Below are 24,352 nucleotides of genomic sequence, written 5' to 3' on the forward strand. Positions count from 1 at the left end.
CGCCGGTTGCTAAGTAATTCACTGGAAGATCTGCGTTTTAGCCCGAATCTCGAAGCATCGTCATGCTGAGTCATAAGTCGTTGAGAATCTAGAAGGAGAGGTTAGCGTATCGAGTGAGGGATCAAAACCTTCCTCAGCCGCCGGACTGGTCTTTTCTTCTGTCCCATCCCAGAGCCCTGCCAGCCAAAAAACTGGCGCTGGTGCGGATACATTGGCCTCGCCCTCGCCAACTCGCCGATTCAGGTAGTTAATTACCAAGAGCGCATCGAGGGGGCTGGCAAATTGATCGCCGTTGGTATCGATGTGGGAGATGATCGGTTGTTGGTTTGTCCACTCCAACCTGCCGGCGCCATGCCGATTGAGATGATTGATGACCGCTAGCGCATCGAGTGGCTCGACAGTGCCATTTTGATTAACATCTACGTGACGGTACGGAGCGGTCCAAAGCGATCGTGAGCGGAAGTTCACTTGGGCATCGCCGCCGGCAATAAAGTCGACTTGAACATTGTCTTCGCGAACGATCACTGCTTGTTCGATTGGCGAACTTAGCCCAACACCGCTGGTCACCAGGTAATGAACCCCACTGCCGACACGTAGGGTATAAGCTCCCGTGCTATCGGATCGAGTAATCAACGCACCCGATTTGACCTCGACTCCCGCAATACCTTCCCCGGCGTCAAACTGGCCGTTGAAATTTACATCATCGTAAACAACCCCGGTCATAAATCGGTCAGCGGCGGCTCGATGTCCAAGCGCGATGACCCAGTAGTTTTCAAAGGCACTTGCGGGCCGGCTGCCAAACCCGACTCCAATTTCTTGATGAGCGGCAAATACTTCGTCCACTCCCAGCAATGCGTCACGCCGTGATTGATTGCTGTTGTCATTGCTGTCTAGCAGTTCAGCCAACGCCGCAGCCGGATCGACGAGCGAGTTCCCGCCAGCAATCAACTCGACGTTGTTGGCGTCGTCGCCAAGCCAGCTGGCCAGTTCATAAACAGCTTGACGGACTCGCAAATTAGCCGTCACTCCTGTCTCGGGATGAATGTGGGAAAAAAAATTGAGTTCCGCCATGCTATTGGCGTATTCGCTGGCAGCTTGCGCTAGTTCGCGATTGATCGCTAGCGGCTGTGTACCTGTTGTCGTTTTGATGTCACTTGCACCAGAGTTGATGGTCTTCGGTGACGTTACCCGGTGGCGATTTAGTTGATATATAAGCTCGGTTTCCATCGCGGCTGTATCCGCAGCGCATAGCAACCGCTCGGCAAAACGCTCGAAAACTAACTTGCGAATCGCCTCAAACTTGCTCGCCCGCCATGGCCGTTTTCCGCATAGTCTCATACTGTGCAGAGATGATAGGTTGTGCATGTATCAGATCGATGACACTTTAAGAGTTTGATAAGTATTCTTGAAAATCGGTTGTTGGAACGTAGCGAGTTGGTGAGTGAGTTGCAACTTTTTTAGATATGGAATCTCGAGTCTTGGCAAGTGATTCACTGGGCAGCAGCTTTTTGGACTGGTTGGTGGACGTTAGGCACCAGCTTCGCGCAGGAGAAATGCGACCACTTCTAAACCGGCTGGTTTGTCAGTCAGCACTGCTGCTGGCGAGCAGGCGTGTTGGATCACCAACATCGCGGCGTGACTAAGGTTTTTCCTTAGAGAGCGGGTTTTGCTGTTGGGGCGGGAATCATTTAAGATGGGAGTTGGACAGGAGAACCCAGAGGATTGTTTGGTCGGGTTTTCCCTTGCCCTCCTCTCCCCTTCCCTCCACTTGCTTGTGCTTTTTCGGTATGAAATATCTGCTGATACCGTCGTTTCTGGCGTTTCTCTTCGGTTTTACAGCGCAGTTGGAGCACCGCTGCTGGGCCGCGGATCGACTTGATGGTGAACATGTGGTCGGTGCCGCCGAACCCAACTCGCCGTCTGATTGGTACGGGGCAGGTGTCCGTCCTAGTGGACCGCGCACACCTGAGGAGCAACGAGCTGGCTTTCACTTGCCACCTGGTTTCCAGGTCGAGCTGGTGGCTGCCGAGCCAATAATTGCCAAGCCGATGAACTTGGCATGGGATAGCAGCGGGAGGCTGTGGGTCACCGATAGCTTTGAATACCCTTATCCAGCGGGCGATGAGCAGCCAAAGCGAGACTCGGTTCGCATCTTGCGAGATACCGACGGTGATCGGGTACCCGACACGGCCGTTGTCTTTGCCACTGGACTCAATATTCCAATCGGTGTCTTACCCTACGGTGATGGTTGCTTATGTTTCAGCATTCCAAACATCTACTACCTTCGCGATACGGATGGTGATGGTGTATGTGATCGGCGAGAGGTTGTCCTAGGCCCATTTGATACCACCCGCGATACTCATGGCATGATCAACTCAATGCGAATGGGGGCTGATGGTTGGGTTTATGCTAACCATGGTTTTAATAATCAGTCGACGGTTGCCGGTAAGGATGGACACTCCATTACCATGCATTCAGGGAACTCTTTTCGCTTCCGCCCCGATGGCAGTCGTGTCGAGCAGGTGACATGGGGACAGGTCAATCCGTTTGGCCGCGCCATGGACGCCTGGGGCTACTATTTCACCGCTGATTGCCACAGTAAGCCACTTAGCCAATTAATTCGTGGCGGCTACTACCCGAGCTTCGGCCGTCCCGATGATGGTTTGGGATTTGTTCCTCCCATGATGGACCACTTGCACGGTAGCACGGCAATTTCTGGTGTCGAGTTCTTGTCGGCTGAGTTGGGAATTGACGAGTTGGCCGATCAGACATTGAGCGGCAATGTCATGACCTCTCGGCTGAACCGGAATCGCATCGAATATACAGGCGCCTCGGCGCGTGCGATTCCTCTACCCGATTTTATGACCAGTGATGATCCTTGGTTTCGCCCCGTCGATGTTCGACTTGGTCCCGACGGAGCAATTTATGTCGCAGACTTTTATAACAAGATCATCGGCCATTATGAGGTTCCCCTAGATCACCCGGGACGTGATCGTTTTCGTGGTCGGATCTGGCGGATTAGCCGCGTCAGTAACGGGGCCCATGAAGAGGATGGCCTGCAAGAATCTTTAGCGGTCAGCGAAGGGCCATTAGTCGATGCTTGGGGGAGTTGCAATCTTGTCCGCCGTGATCTGGCTTTGGCGCACAGCTTGCGGCATCCGGATGCCAATTTGGACGCGGACGCCAAAGAATTGCTACGCGCAACGTCAGCAGACTCTGCGGTGGAAGAATCTGAAATTGCTAATCAAGAAGTGAGAGCGGGGCAAATGAGAGTGCGGCAGCGGATTGTCGCCCTTTGGTACCTACTTCGACGAGGGCAATTGACTGAGCAATTGCTTCGCGAAGCTGAGTTATCGAACAGCCAGTCTGCTCAACTTCGGTTGCATGGTTTGAGGGCGATGGTCGAGTTAGTGGTTGGGCGCCAGCAAGCTGCTTTTAAAGTCATGGCTCGTGATACTGCCGTGGCTGCTTTAAATGATGTGAATCCTCACGTGCGGCGTCAGGCAGCCGAGCTACTAGGGATGGTTCCCGCCAATCAGTTCGTTCCGCATTTGCTTGATGCTTGGAGTCAGGCTGCTGAGGACGACACTATTTTGCGGCAGACAATACGCATCGCGATTCGTAATCAAGTTCGAGACTTTCCCAGCGAAGATCTTGCCAAGGTTCTTGACCAGGCAATGTTGGGCCCGTTGAGCGAGCAGCTGGCGACCGTTTTAGTTGCGGTGGACTCGGTGGTTGCTGGTAAGACGTTGCTGACATTTCTAGGGGATGGCGATGCGCGACCCTCACAATCTGTTGAGTTTCTAGCCCACGCGGCGCGTTGCTTAAAGGCTCAACCAGAAGCCAACGATGTGGTCATGGTGGCTCGGGAACTTACCAATCGTCTGCCTGCGCAACGTCAAGAGATTATGAACGTCATCGCCATCGAACTGGGCGATGCCGAGGCGGCGCAGGCTAGTATGCGGGCTTGGGCAGCAGAGCGAGTGAGCTTGGAATTGGCCGCCCTCGAGGAATTGGCAAAGGCCGGTCGAACGCTCGATGTGGCTTGGGAGTCGGAAACTGGGACTGGCTGGCCAACGCAGCAGCGTCGCACTAGCAGCGGCGAAGAAATCCAAGTTACCAGTTCGTTTCCACTGGGTGAACAATACACGGGAGCCTTGGCGACCGATCGTTTTCCCGCACCGGAGCGGGTCGCCTTTTTGCTGGCCGGACATAATGGTTCCCCAGACCAAGTTGATCATCACCGAAATCGCATCGAGCTAGTTGACGCCGCCAGCGGTGAAGTGTTGCGAACTGCTTTGCCTCCCCGCAGCGACGTACTTCAACGAGTCGAATGGGATTGTCGAGACTTGCAATCGCGGGAGGTGATTTTGCGTTGCATCGACGGTGATGCGGCGGGTGCTTATGCTTGGTTAGCTTTTGGTCAAGTGGAGCCGAACTGGCTGGAGCCAAGTGAGACTGTGGGACCGTTGCGCCGCGCATTGCAATTGGTCACCGACTATCAGTTGCGGCAGTTTCTTCCTCAGCTGAATACGCTCCTCAACGGCCAGCAACTGTCTTTACGCGAACGTGCGAAAGTGGGACGTGCGATGGCTGCACTGAATCGACAGCCATTGCTGACGATTTTATTTGATAGCGTTGACGACGCCGTATCGCTCGAGCGATTGCCCGCCAATTGGTTGCAAGCGGCCACCACGGAGTTGGCCCTCGATGTTTCCCAGGAGCTGGTCGCATGGTCCAAACAGTTAAACGCGTCTGGCCAGCGTCAATTCACGCTAAGGTTGGTCGCGAATCGGGAATTAGTCGCGCCTCTGCTGGAAACGATTGACGCTGGTGCAATGTCGGCTCAAGTGCTGTTGGATAAGAACGTGGCTGACAAAATTGAAGCGGTGATCACGCCCACGCAGCAAAAACTGTATGAGCAACTCAGGCAACTGGCAGAGCCGACCGACGACGCTGTGCAAGCGGCAATGCAGGAGGTGTTAGCCGCCTACAGTCGCGGAGCAGGCCAGGTTGCCATCGGGGCAGCCTTGTTTACCAAGCACTGCGCGAATTGTCACCAACTGGCTGGTGTCGGGCAGGTAGTGGGGCCACAGCTTGATGGCGTGGGTGGGCGTGGGCCAGTTCGATTGATTGAGGACATCCTGCAGCCCGATCGCAATGTCGATCGAGCCTTTCGCGTGACCACCGTGCTTACCTTGGATGGTCAAGTTCTTACCGGGCTTGTTCGCAGTGAGGACGAGTTCCATTTGATGATGGTCGGTAACGATGGTAAGCCATTTCAAATCGTTAAAGATGAGATTGAAGAGCTTCGTCAAGGAACCAAATCATTAATGCCTGGTAATTTTCATGAGACTCTCAAGACGGATGAATTGGCCAGCCTGATTCGCTATCTCGAGCAGGAGGCCAGTCAGGCATCAAAGCATTGAGCCAGGTCGCGTTTCTCGAAAGATTGCTCCCTCCGTCCTTAACGTGTTCGTGCAATCCCTCAGTTTGACCTGGGCATTGTTGAGGTTCCAATTGCATAGAGTTTACGGTAATCAAAGACGGATGTCTCGTTGAGATGCGGTGGTTTCTTCCGCGTCTTTATTTTTCAAACAGCCACGTCGAAGCCAATTCATCGCTAGCGGTGTTTAGATTTTTATTAACAATGGCCTACACCGAACTGCTCGACAGGATCGGTCAAGCTATGTGCCCAGACTCCCCTTTCGCACAAACTGTTTATAGCTAACGGTGCAAGCCCTCGACTCCGCACCTTCCGCGAACACCTCTTCAGTCATTCCCTAGCCAGTCCTTCGCACGACGCCAGGTTAGTGACAAATGATTATGCCTGTCCCCAGGTTATTCTTCCAGCACAACTGCTGCCACGCAAGTTGCTGATGTTCACTCGCGGCAGCCAGCAGAGAGTTTGAAGCGATTGAGGAATCGCGGCGGGCCGATGGAAGTCGGAGGTTAGGAGGAACGTGCCGAAGAGTATGCTCGCTCCGCCTGGCGACATCGCGAGGGCTAAAAAGAATCAAGGGGATCTCTTCTCGACCAGTTAGTTCCTCCAAGAACTGGTCATCGGTTAGCCAGCTTTCAGCATCCTTGATCTGGCTGTGATCGTATGCCCAGGTTTGCCGAATTTGGTGATCGGAGCCATTGGTGCTGGGTTCGGGCCGTAAGGAAACCGTTGCTGGCGATGCAACGCCCACGGCGGCCAGCGATGTCGCCTCACCGGATCCCTGTCGTCCAGATCCCTGTCGATTCAACGCGTTGATGATCATCAACGCATCCAAGGGATTTACTTTCTTGTCGTTGTTGGGATCGAGATAGCGAAAGCCCTCTAAATCAGCTGGCGTGACTGGTGCGGTGAGGTCGGTCGAGGATGCATTGTTCAGTCGATTGATGATCACCAAAGCGTCGATGGGTGTCATGTCGCCGCTAAAGTTGACATCGAACCGATTGATTGGGTTGCGATATGGAATCTCATTCTGGATTCGCAATTCTGTTTCACCGTCGCTGATGCGATGCGTGAACTGACCGCCGACCCACTGCGGAGCCAAGAGTTTCCAATCGGTTCCAAAATCGATCTCGTTGGCGAAGACATTGATTTCGCCAGTGGCCAGACCATTGAAAATCTTGCCGCCGGGTGCGGTGATGAATGCTGCGTTGCCGTTGGTATTGATCGTGCCAAGGTATAGGTCATTGGTTGGGGCTGGGAGGCCATTTTCGTCCAAGCGGGGATCAATTGACTCGATGATATAGGTCCCCAGCGCGCTGGACGTTGTCAACGTAAAGATCCGATTTCCGATCGTGTCGGGAGGCGACGTCTTGATGTCCAGTTCGTTGCCGGGGACCCCAATCGAACCGTTCTTAGAAACCAGCGTGATATTTGCGCCGTCGATGTCCATGCCAGGGTTACCAGCGATCGGGGCAGCATCGACAAGATTTTCTAGGTTATCGTAGGGTTCTTCGACGTCGACAGCATCCAGAATGGAGCCGTCAGCAGTCAACGTGACGTGCGCATCGAAGCTGACGATATGCCGTAAGTTTAAGTTGCCGGCCGTCTCCGATATTTGAATGCTGCTATTGGCGATGGCATCCAATTTTCCGTCGCCAATTAAGTCGATATCCAAGGGATCAGTTTCGTTTCCAATCTGGTCGGCCGCCACCAAGCTGATGTCATTGCCCCTTATGTTGGTCTCATCGGTGCCGAAGGCGTCTAAGATCGAATCGCGTGACGACAGTTTGACGAATGACTCTTTCGAGAAGACTTGATTGACACGCAAATTCATCGGGAACAGAAAATCCAAATTCTCTTCGGCGATCGCGATTTCTTGTTCGGCTCGCGCGGTCAAGTAGCCCTGCTCAGAGCTGTCAATAAAGAGTCGATCTTCATCTCGGCCGATGTTTCCGCGAGCCGCTTCCAAGACGATTCGTCCACCCGCCACATCGATGATTTCTGCATCCGTGGTATTCAATGATCCGCTGACTTTGATTTGAACGCGTTGTTCTGGACCGGCATAGATACCGTCAATCGTCATGTCCCCCTCGGAGCCAAGAAAGATGTGACGGCTTGAATCGGCTTGGACAAATCCGGTGGCGTTGATGTCAATGTCTTCGCGACGTAGCACTCGTAGATGAGTCGCGGAATCGCGGTTCGCTGGATCGGCAATCGCTGGCGCGATCAGAATGGGGCGAGGATCATCTTGCTGCATGCGCGTCGGTGTTGAAAGCACCATGTCGATCGCATCCAACGAAATGATTTCATAGAAAACGCCTTCATCGGTCGTATCTCTGGTGTTGCTTTCCAAGTAGATCGATTGGCCCACGGAAAACCCGAGTGCAAACCAATCGGATCCTGAACCTTCCAACTGGATGGTGTTGTTGGGTGAGATGCGGGCGACCACCTGAGTCGGCGGCTGTGTCAAGAAGATGACATCGCCGCGTTCCGCGGCGGCGATGGCGGCTCGTTCGTCAATCGTCAGGAATGCATCTGAACCATCAGCGTTCTTCAACGGGACGGTTTTCCCGTTTTGGTACTGGCCGATTCCGCCAGCCACATTCAGGTAAATATTGCGGCCGATGATGTTTGGTTGTTCGATCACGAATTCGGTATCGGTGACATTCAGGAACGCCGCCGATTGTAAGTTCAGCAATTCCTCGACCGTCCAGATTTTGGTTGACGCGTTAATCTCGGCGATTTCATCCCCGGTAGGCGTGTAACTGAATTCTGGATCGAACGTGTCTCCGAGCGATCCCCAGTCGTCGTGCAAGTCATGGTATTGGGCGGTCCGGTTATCTTGGAGTGTCGCAATTCCCGCCGCCACAAACGCGTCTAGATCGCCGCCTGCCAACCCTTGATCGGTCCCCTGTTGGCGAAGCTCAGATTCGTAGAAACCCTGTTCATCATCAGTCAGCGTGACGCGGAAGTTGGAATCGTACACGGATGGATCGGGTTGTTGCGAGCGGAAATTCCAATAGGCATCGTAAGCTTGGTTTCGCGAGGCGATGATCGCGTTGATCCGTTCAGCGATTTTTTCGTTGGCACCGAGTTCGACCGTCAGTTGCAAGTCTCCCCAGACCGCTTGGGTGACTTCTTCAATTGCTCGTTCATCACGCACAGCGAAGGTGTTGCCGTCAATCAAAGTCCCGGGGACACCATCAGGAAACTCAATTCGCACATCCCCGCCGGCGGTGATTGTGTCAATCGACGTTGTCTCTTCTAGCTCCAGCGAGATGTCACCAGCGGCCGAGGCATTGAGGCGATTTTCAGGATTCTTGATGACGTTCAAAAAGTCGGGAGAGACAGGAAAAGGCTTGTCGGCACTGCCGATCGAACCCGATTCGGCGACCAAGTTGACCGAAGTGCCGACTACAAAACTAAAGCCGACGCCGTCAATTTGGACGATGCTGCCTTGTGCGGTCAGACTCACATCGCCACCGGTTGCGGGAACCCCTAGTGGGCTGTTGGCGACGACCGCAACTGGCAAGTCACCTTGAATCTCGCGAACCGTGATGTCGCTGCTCTTGGTTTGTAATCCAAGACTCGGTTGGAATTGGGGAACCGCCCAGCGAGCGGTGTCGGAGAAGTCCTCGTTTCGTAAATTGATATCGGTACGGCTGCCCGCATAGCGATACACCAATCCCGGCGTTCCGCCAGCGGTATGATCGCTGGCGACCAACACGAACTGGGTTGGTGCCACGGTCGTTAGTGTGCCAGCTTCTCCACGATTCGAAATGAAGTCATGCGGAAGTCGGTCGGAGATGTTGGTCAGCAGCGGTGCGTCGGCTGATCCAATCGGTCCTTCCGTGGTGATCTGGATGGATTTGCCGCTAACCAGGCCGTCACGCAACTGTTGAACGCCACGGTTGTTCGAACGGATGGTCGTGCTGCCGCTAGCATTGCTCAGCGTGTCTGTAACATAGACGGTGCCGCCGGATGTGATCGAAATCGAACCTTCCAGGTCTCCCAAGAACTTGATATCGACAGGGCGATCGGCATCGACCTAGTGAGTCGCCATGAAACGGGTTCCCGTTTCACGAATTTCGATCCGCTCATAGTAACTGCTCAGAGACAGTCCCAAAATCGACACGCCACCAGACGAACTGCCCCCGTCAGGAGTTTTGTCCGAGTATTGGTAAAAATTGGATTCGAAATGGTAGGCGCCGATGGCTGGGTTTGTGTCGGTATAGAAGTAGGCGCCTGATTCGAGCAGTCGCGGTGTGCCAATAGGAAAATCTTCAACGTTGATAATTTCGGCATCAGGGTCGGTTGCCAAAGCATCAAACCCCAGAAACGAATTGGATCGATAGGTGGTTTCGGTCCGCGTCATCAGATCCTGGCCGACCGACCAACCGTACCGCAGGCCATCTTTGGGAACGTATTCGAACTGATTGTTGAGGCTAGGTTTGGTATGGCTCCCCTCCGGCGTCTCAGCGCGGACGCTATCGCCTTCTACTCGGTAGATCGACACGCCTGGGTTGGCCGCGGTTCCCTTATTCAAATCTTTGATGATCACGATGCCGTCGCCGCGCTCCGAAACGTCCAACCGCTTGAGTTGGAGATCGTGATTGGTGCGGTTATCGATGCTGATTCGCGAATAGCCACCCAGCACTCTTAATTCACCGTTGTGAGTGTTTGAGATACTACCGGTCAAATCGATGTAGCCGCCGCCGCTGCGGACTTCTTCAACGATGATTCGATTCGTATCAAAGTTGTATCGTATAATGAAGTTAGGGTTTGAAACTGAGGTCAGGCTGCGGGTTCCGGTCGCACCCGAAATACGCAGCGATTCGATCTCGTCGTTTGTCTCGGTGCCAATAATTAACTCATAAACATCGGTTCCACTCTGCATCACTCCATTCAGATTGATGTATTGCGCGGAAACAAAAATACGATTGCCAAAAACGTTGACGGTGTCTGGTTCTTGGCCCAGATAGTTTTCGAGTGCCGGTTGGGATACGCTCAGGATTCCTGTTCCTGGTCCGATCGGTTGTCCGTCGACTCCCAGGCCCCCTGCGGTCAATGCGTTCCAGTTCTGGTAGGCCACACCACCGGTTTCGTAAGGAGCGGAACTATTGTCGCCCGAATTGAAGGCGGCGGCGCCTTGGTTGCCAGCCAAGATTCGCGGGGTGCTGGCCAAGATCGAACCATTGACGATAATGCTGCCGGCTCCGGCCGTAAAGTTGCGAAGTGTCACATTGCCCCCTAGATTCTCGATTACCCCGTTGTCGCTGACCGTGATGCTGGGCCAGGTGAGATCAAAACTGCCGTTATTGGTCAGCTCTAGTGAAGTGACATCGGCAACGTTGTCGACCAAGATCGACGGCATCGAAGACCCAATCGGGGTAATGTTCTTTGAATTGAAAAACACGCCACCATTTTGATCGGGAATGCGAATTCCTTTCAAATCCAAAGAGGCAAATGATTTGTTGATGATCTCCACGCTGGCATCGCCCGGTGCACTGACAGTCCCGGACCCGGCTAGCTGATCGCCATCGCTGACAATATCAATGGTTCCAGCCTGAGCGATGATCGGATCAACGACCAGCGTCAAGGTATTCGCTGTACGGGAACCTTCGTACCGGCAAATTCTCCTGAGAGAGTTTCCAGCAAATTTTGAGCCTCCAACTTCGCATGGATGCGGGTAATTTCGTTGTTGTAGAAGGCGCTCAACGTTGGATTTTCGTCGTACAGTTCCAGGTTTTTGTACGCCTCGGACAGCGCCACATCCAATGATGATGTCACCGGAGTGAGTGTCTTGCTAAAGCTAACGCCGTCGGTCGATCGAGCGGACAACACGACCGTGAACAGTTCGGGCGAGTCGGGTGTGTCTTCTGGTACATTCGCTCGGGTGACACGATCAATCTCCAGGACTTGGTTGCGGCGGATTCCCGTTTCCACATTCCCGTCGATAAGAACCGTTCCCACAGCGTCGGTCGTCGCGGTGCCTTTGAATTGTTCCGTGCCGCCTTCGGCAAACAGACCATCAATCGCGCTGGTCAAACCGGTTGTCCAGTTGACCGCTTTCACCTGGGCCTTGATCTGGGGATCGCCGAAGCGTTCGGCATGCAGGCGAATGTTCCCAGCCGATTTCACGTTGGCACCGGCAAAAATGTTTATTTGGTTGTCTTGCAGCAGCTCCGCGGTCGCGTCCATGATGTCAATCGGAATCACGCTGCTAGCGAACGTGTCGACTCGTGAATTGATGTCGTACTGATCCTCGTTCCCTGCCGTGTCAGTCCCAGAAGAAAAGTCAATATCACCCATCGCCGTAATCATTGCGCCTAGACCGACGTTGACGACGTTCTTGGGCGTGATTCGGATTTCCGACAACCCAGCACCGACCGTCGCAGCACCATAAGTTTCTGAGTTGGCTTGAATCGAAACGTCACCGTGACCGCGTGCCGATGCGTTGATCGATCCAGCCACGTCAATGATTGCGTTGCGTGAAATCAGCACTTGGGCATCGTTTACCAAAGTGCGAATCGATGAATTGTTGTCACCGCCCGCCGCGATACCACCACTTCGCAAAGTCAATTGGTCGGTCGCATTGATCGTGTTCTCGGCCAACATGGTGAGCGAATGATCGAGCGAATCAGTAAGCGAATCTCCAATACTTAGTTCGGCCGCTTCACCGATTTCGACCAGGGTGCGAAGGCTTAAGACGGTGTCGCTGTCAACGCCAACTCCGGCGATGATTCCGCCGGCGGTGGCATTGACGTTCCCATTGGTTCCCAAGTCCGCTTTTTCTACGATGTTACGTGCCTCAGCCCGCAGCGAATTACTATTGAATTTGACGCCATTGCCGATTCGTGTGGTGACGGTAGAGTCGACGTCGTTATCAACGATACCACCGCCACCTGACAACAAACCTCCAGCTGCCGCCGTCAACGTGGTGTTCGGAAAGGCCCTATGGTGGGTGAAAATCGAAGCGGCTCCCGACACGTTGACTTCAGCATTGTCGTTGATTCGGGTTTCTGTCGTACTGTTGGTTACCGTGCTAGGCAACGCTACCGCACCGCTGATTCCACCGGCCGCCCCCGAAGTCGTGTTTGCGATATTGGTATCGGTCGCAAAAACATCCATGTTGAGCGTTCCGGTCGTCAGTTTTACGCCGTCGTCAATCTTTCCAATGGTCGTCGTATTGCTTTGGGCGGTCGCCTTGGTGATACCCGCAGCAGCCAAGCCGGGAGCGAAGCTGCTGGAATCAGCTTCTTGCCAAGCGTCTTGGTAGGCCAAGATGTGGGTCCAAGACAGAATGTTCAAAATGGTATTGTCTTCGATTGCTGCGATCACCTGAGTTTCATTGGTAGCCGACGTCACGGTCGCGTCGGCTCCTAACAGCAAGCCGCCGGCCGAGCCCTGTGCGAATGCGCGTGAAGGTTGAAATTGATAGGCCGATGCGTTGATATATAACGACTCAGCGTTGATTGGGTGCTGGGCGCTGTCGATTGTCGCTCCGACTCGGCCACCCAATTCAACGGTGGCAGTTGAAACACCCGCGGACAGTCCATTGCTGACAGCCAAGCCCGCGGCATCGGCGGTAGCAACCGGTTGCGACGTTGAATACAAGTGCAAAAAGTTGACGTTGACATCGCTGTCGATTAACACCGCGTCGACTCGAGGCGTGATGATACTTGTCGCTGATGATCCACTGACTCCCAGCCCGATTAGGCCGATCGAGATCGCGATGGCTTCAGTTTGCACGTCTGCGATCGAAAAGTCGTAGGCGCTGATTTCCATGCCGGCGGCATTGACCGTGCTCTCGCGGATGTGGGCATCGGTGACCGAGGTGATTTCCCCATGGGAGATAGCTCCGCCGCCACTAGCTGATATTCCAACACCAAGGCTGGCTGATGCAGCAGCGGCCGTGGCAGTCGCACTGACCACCGCATTTTCAGACGCGATGGCCGTGACCGTGCCAAACGCACTGTTCACCGTGGAGCGTCGGATTCCCGCTTGAACCTTGTTATTGATTTTGGCATTGGTGCTGGAAACGGCCACCAATCCGGCGGCCGAGAAATTACCCACGGCAACCGCTAGTGAAGCTGCCAATACGGTCGTTGTGATTTCCACCTGATCGGAAGCCGTCACGAAGACTCCCGATTGACCATCAATCCCGGCACCGGTGGAGTCTTGTACCATCGTAATGATTTCTCTTTCGATCACATTCGTAGCCGAAACACCGGCACCGGCACCGGCTCCCCCGGTACCGCCGGCAGCCGCCGCCATGCTGACCGCGTCGACGGTGGCGTTGATGGTGCCCCCGCCGGTCGCCAGAACATCGACAGAACCATCCACATCAATTTCGGATTGATTCACATACGCTTGAACGACCGACGCCTGTGACGATCTAGACGCTGTCGGATCGGCTGCAAAGGTCGATGCGTCGCCGATACGATTCTCAGCAACCGAGACGCCGATCGCGGCGCCAAGCCCTGTTCCGCCACCGCCGACCGCAGCAGCGGCCGCGATGATTTCCGCGGTGATGGCTGAGAGATCGTTAGCAAGGACTTGCAACCCATTTGATGATCTGACTGTACTGCCGTCGACATAGGCCAGCGTCTGATTGCTGATTTCGTTGATGGCGCCAGCACCTGCGCCGCTGATACCGGCACCGGTGGATCCTCCGGCCCCCACTCCGACCGATGCCGCAATGGAAGATGTCTTGATCGTCGAGTTTTGGTCTGCATTGACGACGACTCCACCGCCCGCGTCCAAGGTCGCGTTCCGCAGGAACGCTTGGGTGCGATTCCCAATTTCGTTCTTCGCAATTGAGATTCCCACAGCCAGGGCGAAGCCGGTTTGGGAACCGGCCGCAACACTGATCGTTGCGCCGATAACATTGGAATCGATTGTTGAATTGTCGGCAGCCAGCACGTCGATCGGCCCGCTGGACGAATCGACTTGGCTAGCGATGATCGATGCGGTGATCGAGTTTCCGATGTCGTTGTGTGCTCCGCTGCCAGCACCAGCCAGGGTTGCCCCAAGTCCGGCTCCACCCGCGACGCCGCCCGCAGCGGCCAAGGCAAAGGCATCGATCTGCACAAATTCCAGAGCGGCACTGACCAAGACATGGCCAGTGGCATCAACAGTGGATTGATCAATCGATGCTGTGATGTTGTTCGCGATTTCGTTTAACGCGACCGCGATGCCAACTGCGCCCGCGACGCTACTACCGGAACCAGCGTTCAGACTGATGCCGACGCCGCCGGCATCCGCCACGATTTGACTGTTGTCGGTCGCTTGCACCGTCAATGCACCGTCGGAAACGGTCACGCTTGACCCCTCGGTGACTTGTGCCGATATGGTTTTCGCGATTTCGTTGATCACTGCGGCACCGGCTCCCCCGAACGAACCGCCGGTCTGGCTGCCCGAACGAGCCGAAAGTGCACCCGCAATCGCGAGCGCTTCGGCGGTCGACTCTGACTTGGCTTCGACCGCGATATCGCCCGCGTTGAGGGTCACAACCGAGTCTTCGACGTGAGCCTGGATTGTGCCGCTGACATCGTTGACGGCCACGCTGACACCGAACGAGAGTGCGGCTCGATTTTGCGGTGTGGTGGCCAATGAGAACCCGAAGCCACCGGCATCCGATTCGATCGAAGACTGATCGGTGGCCTTGACGATGACACCCCGACCACCGGCCGTTTCCACGTCGCTGTCTTTGATAAAGGCGGCTACATTCTGCTCGATCGTGTTGAGCCCGACTGCCCCGGCGCCGGCCAAATTTAGTTTTCCGGGAGCCGCGTTGGCTCCTGCTTGGACGGCGAACGAAGCCCCCACCACGACCGTTTGAATCTTAGGTTGGGACCGCGCATTGATGTGGACGTCTTCCGAACGGGCACGCAGGTTGTTGATGTGTGCCGAAACATCCGTGTTGAGTTCGTTATAGGCAACGGGGATGGTCAGCGCAATCGGCCCAATTTTTTTTGCATCGACATTCGCGGTGGCGCCGCCTTCGGTGCCTGTGCTACTGGTTTCCCTGAATCCTTGCGCCGCACCAGCCATTGCCAAGGCAAAAATGTCTCCATCGGTAATTGCGGTTACGTCGATTGGCCCACTGATCGCAAGAACGTCTTCGTTGGCCGCGACATTGCCGGTACTGTTGTCGCTACGATCGACGAAAGCGGCGACATCTTGATCGATCAGGTTGACACTAACCGAGGTTCCGATTCCAGTTTGTCGACCGCGCAGGATGGCGCCGGCGATGGCGACGCGATTGAGTGTGTCACTGGCCGCAACCTCCAGGGAGCCGGCGGTGATCTTGGCGTTATTCGAAATCGATGCGTGCGTGAGGTTGTCGATATCAGCGGCGGTGATTGACGCGGAAAAACCAAAGTCGGTTGAGCGGGCGCCGGTTTGTACGACGGCCAGGTTGTAAAGATTGCTGGTCGCACTGACTTCGATAACGCCGTCGGCCGTGATCATCGCCTGATCACCGATCTCGGCAACCGTTTGGTTGTCGGCCAGCGTCAACAGCATAACCCCGCCCGCTGCGTTCTGACCGCTAACACCGAATGGATTCACCAGTTCTCCCAAGAATCCCAATGGATCAGAAACGCTGCCACCTTGAAGCGCTTCAATCAATCCCTTGATATCCAAGTTATAAGAGGCCATCTGGCCGGCTTCGATCCATTGGCCCGATAGATCAGCAATCACCGACACGGAGGGATCATGCTGCGCCAGATCGACTAATTGATTGATGAGTGCCGAATCGCCGATTCTGGCAACGACGTTATTGGTCGTGTCGGTCACCGCGATGCCGCCGGCTAACGCCAGTGCGTCGCCAGTCGCGCCGGCGACCGTGCTGACCTGCACGTTGAACAGCTCGGTCAACCCGAGCGTTCCGTCCAAAGTTCCTTCGACCCCGTCCAATCCCCCTGTGGCAAGGGCCAGGAAGGGATTCATTCCAGCGGTAATTGAGTCTGCCAGTAGCGGATAGTCGACCTTAGCGCTGACCAGAGTCTGTGCATTGACATTGATGCCCCGTTCACTATCGATGATGGCTTGGGCGTCATTGTTGTAGATACCGATCGCCACCGCGGCCGAGATTTCGGTGTCTTCACCGTCACCACCAGGGTCCTGGCCAGCTTCGAAATCATCGACGCCACGCCGTGTCGCGGTTGACTCGGCTCCGATCGAAGCGGATTGTGAAATGCTTGCGTCAACGACCAAGTCACTGGTGGATGTCAATATCGCCGTGGTAGCGATCGTCGCCAGCACATCATGATCAAAGAATGCAACGGACAACGCGCCGGCCAAATCCAGCGAGTCTCTGCTATCGGTTTCGACTTGCGTCGTTTGTTTGGCGCTGTCGACCGAGTTCGTTTCCAATTTGTCTCGCAGGCCGTTGAACAGGCCGTAGGCACCGGCGGCGATGGAATCGGGTTGTCCACCTGCTGCGCCGATGGCCACTTCGGCCCAGGGCTGTGTTTTATCACTCAGTTTTGCACCGGTGCTGGCCGAATTGGTTGCATCCAAATGGGCATTGACGACGATGCCTTGTCGACCAAGTTCACGAACGAACCGATGGCCACTGCCCGAATCGGCTTTCAAATCTTGAATGCTCGCCGCAGCCACTGCAAAGATCGATGTCGTCAAACGAATCTGGTTCGGATCGTCCGGATCGACGACTACACGATAGCCCAGTTCATCTCGCAATCCGTCGATTGGCGCATCGGGCAAGGCCACCGTTCCCAGCGTTTCCAATGAAGTGTCACCAGGGCCAAAGTCATCAATATCACGAGAGAGCGTTCGCGTCGAGTCGGTGCGGTAAAACACCAGGTCTCCGGTTTGCAGTCCGTGTCCAGCAGGCAGCCGGATCGTATTTCGCTGATTGTCGACGGCGGACGCTTGTGAGCTCGAATTCGGCCGAAAACTGACAACCGATTCAACAAACGAAAATCCATGCGTCCCAGCGGGCGGCGCGGCAAAGTCTATGAATGCCGTCGTACCGGGCAAGCGGAGTTTGACATTGTTGCCGTCGCGAACCGCTTCGTAGTTTTGGTTCTGCGTCAAGCCAGCGATCCCGACGGCATCCTCGTTGCCAACAAAGCTAGGTCCGAGATACACCAAGTTACTCACATCCGCCGGAAGTCCAGCCAGCGCGATGACACCATCTCCCGTCCCTGCTTCGGTGGAGACATCGGCAGCATCAAATCGAATCGTTGAAATGCGTCGTAATGTATGTACGCTCTCCGGAGGAACTTGCCGAGAGTCTATGTCGATCGCTTCGGCGGCAATCAGACGAACCGATTGGGATACTTTGCCGCCCGCTGCAGCAACCGGATCGCTGGCGTCGTAAATGATGTATTCTCGCCCGTCGTCCAGCCCCAAGTCACCAGAGCCTTGCTCGTAAACAATCCGCTCGCCGGCCACCAGCGGCATCGCTGCGGGAATCGAATCGAAGGTGATTCGATCGCCGGCGGGGTCGATGTTTGCCGCGGCGGCTGTCAAAGCCGCTCCGCCGCCGGTCGCGTTGCTGGTGATCTGCCCGCGGATGTCGGCCGTGATCGTCGCGTAGTCGACTCCTACCGCAGCAGCCAGCCCGGCGGTGCCATCTTCAAATACAGAGGTTTCGGCGCCGACTGTGTTTTCAACTTTTCCCGTCGCCTCGATCTTGACAGTACCTCCAGCATTGATCTTGGCGGCTTCGGCCAGGTTGATGGTCGATGTTTCCTGGGTGTAGGCACCGGAAAGGTTTAAAGCGCCTTGCACGGAATTGCTGGAAGCTCGCGAGTTTGCATCAGCGCGGGATTCGACGTTAGCCGTGGTGGTAGCATGGGTGCCAATATCGACGCGATGAGTCGCGTTCACCTCAGTGTTGCCATCGAGATCGATGCTTGCCGTGGCTTGAGAAGTACTGAAGGCTACCGAAACCAAGATCTTTGATCCGTCGTCGCGCGTTCCGTTGATGGCAACCGCGTTGATGGATGCATCCGAGTCGGCTGTCGCATTGATTGTCACCGAAGTGCTGCTGTCGATCGTCGAATTCAGGACGGTGATCTCGGAAGTTGACAATTTGACCTTTGCCTGACCCGAAAGTGGGCTGATCTGGCTGATGCCAATCTGAGGGATCTGCTGCAGCTGGGTTAGCAACTCGACGCCAATGTTATCCTTGAGCGCGCCAATATCATCCCAGCGTGTTGCCGCGATGCCATCGGCCTTTAGCATGATATCACGCCCCCGCAGCGTCGCTCCGCTGAGGTCAATCTTGGCCGAACGCAAAGTCGTCGCGACCGGTGAAAGCTGTTCGCGGAAGACCTGAGCATCGGTTGCCAAATCGGCAGCGATTAAAGACAGCGTTCCATCCGCAAAACCAGCTGACGCTGAGTTCGTATCGATCACGGAACCGGCGCCAATGATGATTTGCTGTGCGGAGAATAAAACGTCCCCAGAGTCTTCGTTTGGATTGCCCACGTTGTCTCGACCAGCTGTTGTTACTGATCCACCGCTAAAATTAATGCGACTGGCGCTGACCACCAGTGAGTTGCCTTCCAGGTCGACAGCCGAATCGACCAGTAATGAAGCGGCGGTGATACTGACCAGTTTGGAATCGATATCGTCAGCCGCTTCTTCACGAACGACAGTGGGCGGGTCGGTGGCGAGATCGAGCACCTGAACTTTGTCTGCGGCAACCTGCAATTCCAAGTTTCTAGTCGGCATATCGACGATAAAGTCGGCAGCCAGCAATTGGCGTGCTTCCAACTGCTCGACAATGAATTTACGGCGATTAAGACGGCTTAGCTTGCCGCGGCGAGACTTGTTGCGAGCGTGCTGCGTGAACATTCGGCATTCCTGGACTGTGGTGTCTGCTTCGGCGGTCAATACCAGATCTGGAACCGGCTATAAACTTTAAGAAAATCGCGTTACGCGAATCCGATTCAGCCATCGATGCCCTACAACTCGACCACGAGCTTACCAATTGCGAATGTGAGCCGACGAATAGTCTCCCCTGTGGATGCCGCGAAGATCCTTTGCGGTAGAATCCACCCTTTGTGGTGGTTTTTGGGTGTCCTGTTTCACCTTCCCGCAAAGATTTTCCGGTTTGGTCATCTCCACCGCGCAGCCGGGGACAAGTTGCGGAACAGCACTGCCTGCAAGTGACCGAAGAGCACTGGAGCCGAGCCAGCGGGCTCGGTTCCCTCATTTTTGACAGAAAGCAGGGAAAAGGCCGGGAAAAAGACAACTCTGGTTCCCCCAATCGATGACCATTCAGAGCCATCAAGTTCCACCCCATGGAAAGAGGGAAAAGCCTAAAGAGGTGCTTTTAAAGGTTCGGGATGGATGGAGGAGAGTGGAAAAATAGGCCCGGAGGGACTCGAACCCCCGACCAAGGGATTATGCGTACCAACCACGGCTTTCGCCGCCTCTTTCGAGTTTGTGGTCTGGACTGTCTCTTCTCTTTACGAGTTCGCCGTACAGTCTCTACACCTTCCTCTTGCGAGGCTTGGCTCGGGATTAGCCTATCGTTGCCGACTTAGCCTTCCCCGAATTTGACGAATTCTACCACAAACCCTTGGCTACAAGAGATTGTGGCAACCCATTGGCAATGTCCATGCGACCAACGTGGTCGTTTAGGCCACCACCGCTAAGTCCCCTGCTCTAACCGACTGAGCTACGGGCCCGCAGGCAAGCTGCTGGATTAACCTCTGCCATTTTACCGTTAAATCGGGCGTCGGCAATCGGGCTCAGCCAGCGATTACTTGGCCCCGCCGGTCGCCGGGGCGCGTGGTTCGGCTTTATCGGCTAACTTCACGACTCATCGTCAGCGTTCGGTTCACCGACGCGCCGGAAAAGAATCGCACCGGTGCAAAACTGTTCTCCGCAAAAGGCACCGTAATGTTGACGGTGACTTCGGGAGTTTGGGCATCGAGGGTTTGCGGTGTAACGACAATGTTTGCTGCCCGCACGCCGAGGGTGGCAAGAATTTGTTGAGCCTCGGCTCGGCACGTTGCCGCGGTGGCGCCGGGAATGATGCCTCGTCGGGCACCCTCGTAGACGGCGTTATCCACTGTGTGCACCAGCATTGAAAAGCGGCAGACTTCGAATGCTGCGAAGAAGAACAGCAAGACGAGCGGCAACGTGATCGCAAACTCAGTCGATACAATGCCTTGTCTTTGATTTCGGCGCGGACGCATAATCGTGTTTACTCGGTGATGATGGTGCTTAGCGTGAGAGCAATCTCACGATAAATCTGTCTCAACTGGTTGCCGTTGACGGCATGGAAAAAACGTCCTCTGCCAATGGCGGCAATTTCTTGCATCCGATTTCTATCTGCGGTATTACCAAAGGTGATCGTGTGGATGACCACACCCTCACCGGCTAGTTGCCGGGCGATTCCGCGCGGTTCGGGGCCGCGGTTATGCAGGCCATCTGTCATGACAATCATGGTCCGTTCCACAAATTCTGCGGAGCGTGAATTCTGCATGATTGTGCGACCATCCATCATGCCGGCTGAAATGCTGGTCAAGCCCCCGACGGACATTCCCTGCACCGCTCCATCGATTTGGCTTAGATTCGTGGTAAGACCCACATCGCGACGTGAATTGGTTGAGTAGGAAGCCAAGCCCACTCTTTCTTCCACGGGGGTTTCCCGCAAGGTTTGCGTGAAAATATTAATGGCACTGGTAAGGTCGCGAAACTTGCGTCCCTGCATCGATCCACTGCGGTCAATCACCAACACCACATCACGCTCGATGTAAGTTGCGATCGCGGACTGAACTGGTTCGAAGCTGCCGGAAGTTAGTAGATCACCCATGAAAAACGGGATCGCTCCAGACGGTGACCCGGCTGTGCGGCGTCCGACAACTCGGACGCTGTTAATCGGTGTTTGGTTGATGCGAAAGACGAAAGTTCCCGACGCATCTTGCAGTGAGCGTCCGAACTCCAGGTCCCCATTCGCCAGCAGGAGCGGTTCATTATTCACCAGATTCTCTGCGGCAACGCGACGTGCCACTGCGATTGCTTCGCCGCGATCTTGCGACAGCGACAGTTGTTGGGCTGCAGCTTTCGCCGCGGCGTCCGTAGCGGTTCTTAATTCGGTGCGGGCCAGTTGCATCTGAGCCACGCCGATCATGAGCGCCGCAGCGGCGATAAAGCCCGCCATCAACATCACAATGAAGACCAGCATTGCGCCCTGCCGCCGGTTTGCACCTCGCCGAAGGCTTATATTCCAGCGCCTATTTATCGCGTGCCGCTGGAGTCCGCGGCCTTGATGCAGCGGGCCTTCGGGGAAAGGGCATCGTCCAAGGTGCATTGGTATCATAATCATTCTTTCATCATTACCGTTTCTACGGCCAAATCACGACTGCGAAGGAAACGACCAACTAACGGACTGTTGATCCCTGAGGGGGCTTCGACCCGTACGGAAACAAGGTCTCCTCTGACCAGGCTTGAGGGCGCCCCACGAGGAAAAGTGATTTGAAAGTTGCGCACTCGCCGCGCGTTGAGGATGTTGGCGGCGCGGCTCTGCACTTGGGCGTCTGTGGTCGTTGAAACAATGGATTGTCGCGAGGCCTCGTAGGCCGCTGTTTGTAACGACTGTTTCAGGAAGATCATGCTGGTCGCCTCGACCGCTCCGAAAACAAGCAGCACGATCATCGGCATGCAGATGGCGAACTCAACCGTTGCGGCTGCTCGCCGTCGAGCGATTCTTCTTCGCCGCGGTCGATGATTCAGTTGTGATATTGCTGGCATTCCGCACCGAGGTTCAAGACGAGGACTGTTGTTGATCTTCATGCGGTTTTCGCGAGACCAATCGGTTGAAATCAGTTGCGATTGCAGACCAATAATCATTACTGCGGAAACTCAACGGGGCAACTTGTTTTCCGCCCGCCGCATCCGACAGGGCTTTGCGTAATCGCCCAATGGGGCCAGCGAAACGGTGGGTTGTGCGGTTGATATCCCACATGAACGCTGGTAACAGGATTGTTGACATCACAATCACTGGAATGTAGCGATGGAAGCCCTCTTCCGCGATGATTGCCCAACCCATGTCTGGCATTTCGAACAGTCGCAGCCAAAGGGTCAGGCCGATGCCGTTTGCTAACAACAGCAATAACCATTGACCACAGAGCTTGCGAAACAGCCCTCCTTGCACTTCGTCGTCGGTGAGAATTTGCTGGCGTCTATGTTTGCTGAAAGTCATTGCCTAGGCTTCCTTGTGATTGCGAGAACTGGGGGCATTGGATCATAAACTCGCTGGTGCGGGGCGACCGAAATAAAACCCTTGAGCAAGATCAAAACCTAGCTGATGACAGGCTTGTGCTTCCGCTTCAGTCTCGATGCCTTCCGCTAAAGCGACGATATCGAGATCACGAACCATGCGAACTAGTGTTTCAATCATCTTCACCCGGTGGGCGTCGGCTTTGTCAATTTGTCGAATCAAAGAAATGTCGAATTTGACGTAGTCAGGTCGTGCCTCAATCAGCTCCGCCAAGCGGGCTTGCCCGGCGCCGAAATCGTCATACGCCAATTCGATATCCAAATCTTTGAGGCGGGAGCAAAGCTCCTGCATCATGCTGGGGTTAGTAACCGCGGCTTCATGAATTTCCAGCACCATTTGCTGTGGACCAGCCAGTTCTCGTAGTTTTGCTAGTGATGAAACGAGTCCGGGGCCAACCATTTCTTTGGGATGTGTGTTGATGAACAGTCGGCAGCCGTGACCGATCTCACGGCCCACGCGGATGCCTTCCCAACGTAGCAACCTGCTAAGCTCCACTTCGAGACTGAGTTGCTCTGCTGCCTGGAACATTGCTCCCACACTTTCCAAACCAAAAACTCGCCCACGCCCAAGCACTTCGTAACCGATTTGCTCATGGGTTGAGAGCTTTACCAAAGGTTGAAAGTGGGGCACCACAAGCCTCTGGCTCATCAAACGATCGAATTGGACCAGTGCCAAGGCTTGGTCACAGACGTTTTCTTCAATGGTGCCGTTGTATTCAGAATTTGGTGATTGCCGTCGTACTCGAATTGGCGCCTCGGCAAAGTGGATCAAGTCTTCCTCGACGACACGGATAGCCTGCTCGTGTAGTTTTTCCCCGTTTACGTATGTGCCGTTGGTGCTACCCAAATCTTTCAGAACCAACTCACCCTCGATGACTTCGAGGCTGGCATGGGTGCCGCTGACGGTCCGGTACTGAAGCGACAGTGAGACCCCCGCACGTCGCCCGATTAGGAATGGCTCCTCGTCGATCGGGATGTGCCGAATGTCCTCGCCTGGACGCGTGGCTCCCGAGAGAAACCATACGTCACCCTTGACCGCAATGTAGCGGTCGGGGGTTGCCGGCGGTATGAGGTGGACTTCTGGGAGCATTGCTGGAAAGCTGTGGTGGAATGTTCGGTCCGGCCAATGAACCACCCGTGTTGGCCCGTCCTCAAGCATTAGCGCTGGAATACGGCACTACATAGATGGCCAAAAAATTCTAGGACGCAAAAGCAAGCGGTGGCGACAGAGAATCGGAAACTTTTATGAAACTTACTGAAACAGCGGTGATTTTGCAGTAGCGCATGCTGCGTCACCGGGCTGTTTGAGCAGGCGGGGATAATGCAGCGGTTGAGTAGTCGCGTTCCGCGCACACTTTAGTTTTGCGCGAATAAACTCGGCGCGATGGTATGCGGGTCGGCGGGCTGGTTACGACAGGCAGATGAATTGGCCACATGAAGCTGCATCGCACTCATTCTGCGGTGGGGTGCGATTTTGCGGAATAATCTGATTATCTGCCCTTGCCACTACGATTTCCGCGATGCGATTCGCTTTTTGTCTCGTCTGCATGAGAGCGAGCTATGTTTTGAGGTCCGTTGAGCAGAGAGCGACGGTCGCATCGATAAGTTGTCAAGATTTATACGTAGATTCGCAGA

Annotated in this window: 10 protein-coding genes; 1 reads left to right on the top strand and 9 read right to left on the bottom strand. The window is 54.9% G+C overall.

Annotated features, from left to right (window positions below):
- Window positions 1-60 precede the first annotated feature (60 nt).
- Window positions 61-1,227, bottom strand: coding sequence for a dockerin type I domain-containing protein (locus SH139x_RS06320; RefSeq protein ID WP_488354433.1), 1,167 nt, complete (start codon window positions 1,225-1,227; stop codon window positions 61-63).
- Between the two features lie 560 nt (window positions 1,228-1,787).
- Here SH139x_RS06320 and SH139x_RS06325 point away from each other — a divergent pair.
- On the top strand, window positions 1,788-5,429 hold the full coding sequence (locus SH139x_RS06325) for a PVC-type heme-binding CxxCH protein (RefSeq protein ID WP_488354434.1): 3,642 nt from the start codon (window positions 1,788-1,790) through the stop codon (window positions 5,427-5,429).
- A 381-nt stretch (window positions 5,430-5,810) separates the two neighbouring features.
- Here the strand turns inward: SH139x_RS06325 and SH139x_RS06330 are convergent, their stop codons facing one another.
- The 8 genes from SH139x_RS06330 to SH139x_RS06365 form a co-directional block, all read right to left on the bottom strand.
- Entirely contained in the window at window positions 5,811-9,458 is a 3,648-nt protein-coding gene (locus tag SH139x_RS06330) for a hypothetical protein (protein WP_488354435.1), read from the bottom strand.
- Between the two features lie 33 nt (window positions 9,459-9,491).
- Window positions 9,492-11,042 (bottom strand): hypothetical protein, encoded by a 1,551-nt coding sequence (locus tag SH139x_RS06335; protein ID WP_488354436.1) that lies wholly within the window; start codon window positions 11,040-11,042, stop codon window positions 9,492-9,494.
- Window positions 11,039-19,279, bottom strand: coding sequence for a beta strand repeat-containing protein (locus tag SH139x_RS06340; RefSeq protein ID WP_488354437.1), 8,241 nt, complete (start codon window positions 19,277-19,279; stop codon window positions 11,039-11,041). The genes SH139x_RS06335 and SH139x_RS06340 overlap by 4 nt, the downstream gene beginning before the upstream one ends.
- A gap of 953 nt (window positions 19,280-20,232) precedes the next feature.
- Complete coding sequence (locus tag SH139x_RS06345; RefSeq protein WP_488354438.1) at window positions 20,233-20,631, bottom strand: TadE/TadG family type IV pilus assembly protein; 399 nt, start codon at window positions 20,629-20,631, stop codon at window positions 20,233-20,235.
- 8 nt (window positions 20,632-20,639) lie between these two features.
- Window positions 20,640-21,623: a vWA domain-containing protein gene (locus SH139x_RS06350; RefSeq protein WP_488354439.1), complete on the bottom strand. Its 984-nt coding sequence runs from the start codon at window positions 21,621-21,623 to the stop codon at window positions 20,640-20,642.
- A 137-nt stretch (window positions 21,624-21,760) separates the two neighbouring features.
- Window positions 21,761-22,189 (bottom strand): TadE family protein, encoded by a 429-nt coding sequence (locus SH139x_RS06355; protein ID WP_488354440.1) that lies wholly within the window; start codon window positions 22,187-22,189, stop codon window positions 21,761-21,763.
- Window positions 22,190-22,202: 13 nt separating this feature from the next.
- Window positions 22,203-22,640: a hypothetical protein gene (locus tag SH139x_RS06360; protein ID WP_488354441.1), complete on the bottom strand. Its 438-nt coding sequence runs from the start codon at window positions 22,638-22,640 to the stop codon at window positions 22,203-22,205.
- Between the two features lie 42 nt (window positions 22,641-22,682).
- Entirely contained in the window at window positions 22,683-23,807 is a 1,125-nt protein-coding gene (locus tag SH139x_RS06365; RefSeq protein ID WP_488354442.1) for an EAL domain-containing protein, read from the bottom strand.
- Window positions 23,808-24,352 lie beyond the last annotated feature (545 nt).

It is taken from the genome of Kothea flammea (assembly GCF_052161645.1).
Classification (GTDB): domain Bacteria; phylum Planctomycetota; class Planctomycetia; order Pirellulales; family Pirellulaceae; genus Laterigemmans.

Bases quoted from the DNA above. Each gene is read 5' to 3' on its own strand.
- SH139x_RS06320 (WP_488354433.1), bottom strand. From the start codon at position 1,227: ATGGAAACCGAGCTTATATATCAACTAAATCGCCACCGGGTAACGTCA.
- SH139x_RS06325 (WP_488354434.1), top strand. From the start codon at position 1,788: ATGAAATATCTGCTGATACCGTCGTTTCTGGCGTTTCTCTTCGGTTTT.
- SH139x_RS06340 (WP_488354437.1), bottom strand. From the start codon at position 19,279: ATGTTCACGCAGCACGCTCGCAACAAGTCTCGCCGCGGCAAGCTAAGC.
- SH139x_RS06345 (WP_488354438.1), bottom strand. From the start codon at position 20,631: ATGCGTCCGCGCCGAAATCAAAGACAAGGCATTGTATCGACTGAGTTT.
- SH139x_RS06350 (WP_488354439.1), bottom strand. From the start codon at position 21,623: ATGCTGGTCTTCATTGTGATGTTGATGGCGGGCTTTATCGCCGCTGCG.
- SH139x_RS06355 (WP_488354440.1), bottom strand. From the start codon at position 22,189: ATGCCAGCAATATCACAACTGAATCATCGACCGCGGCGAAGAAGAATC.
- SH139x_RS06360 (WP_488354441.1), bottom strand. From the start codon at position 22,640: ATGACTTTCAGCAAACATAGACGCCAGCAAATTCTCACCGACGACGAA.
- SH139x_RS06365 (WP_488354442.1), bottom strand. From the start codon at position 23,807: ATGCTCCCAGAAGTCCACCTCATACCGCCGGCAACCCCCGACCGCTAC.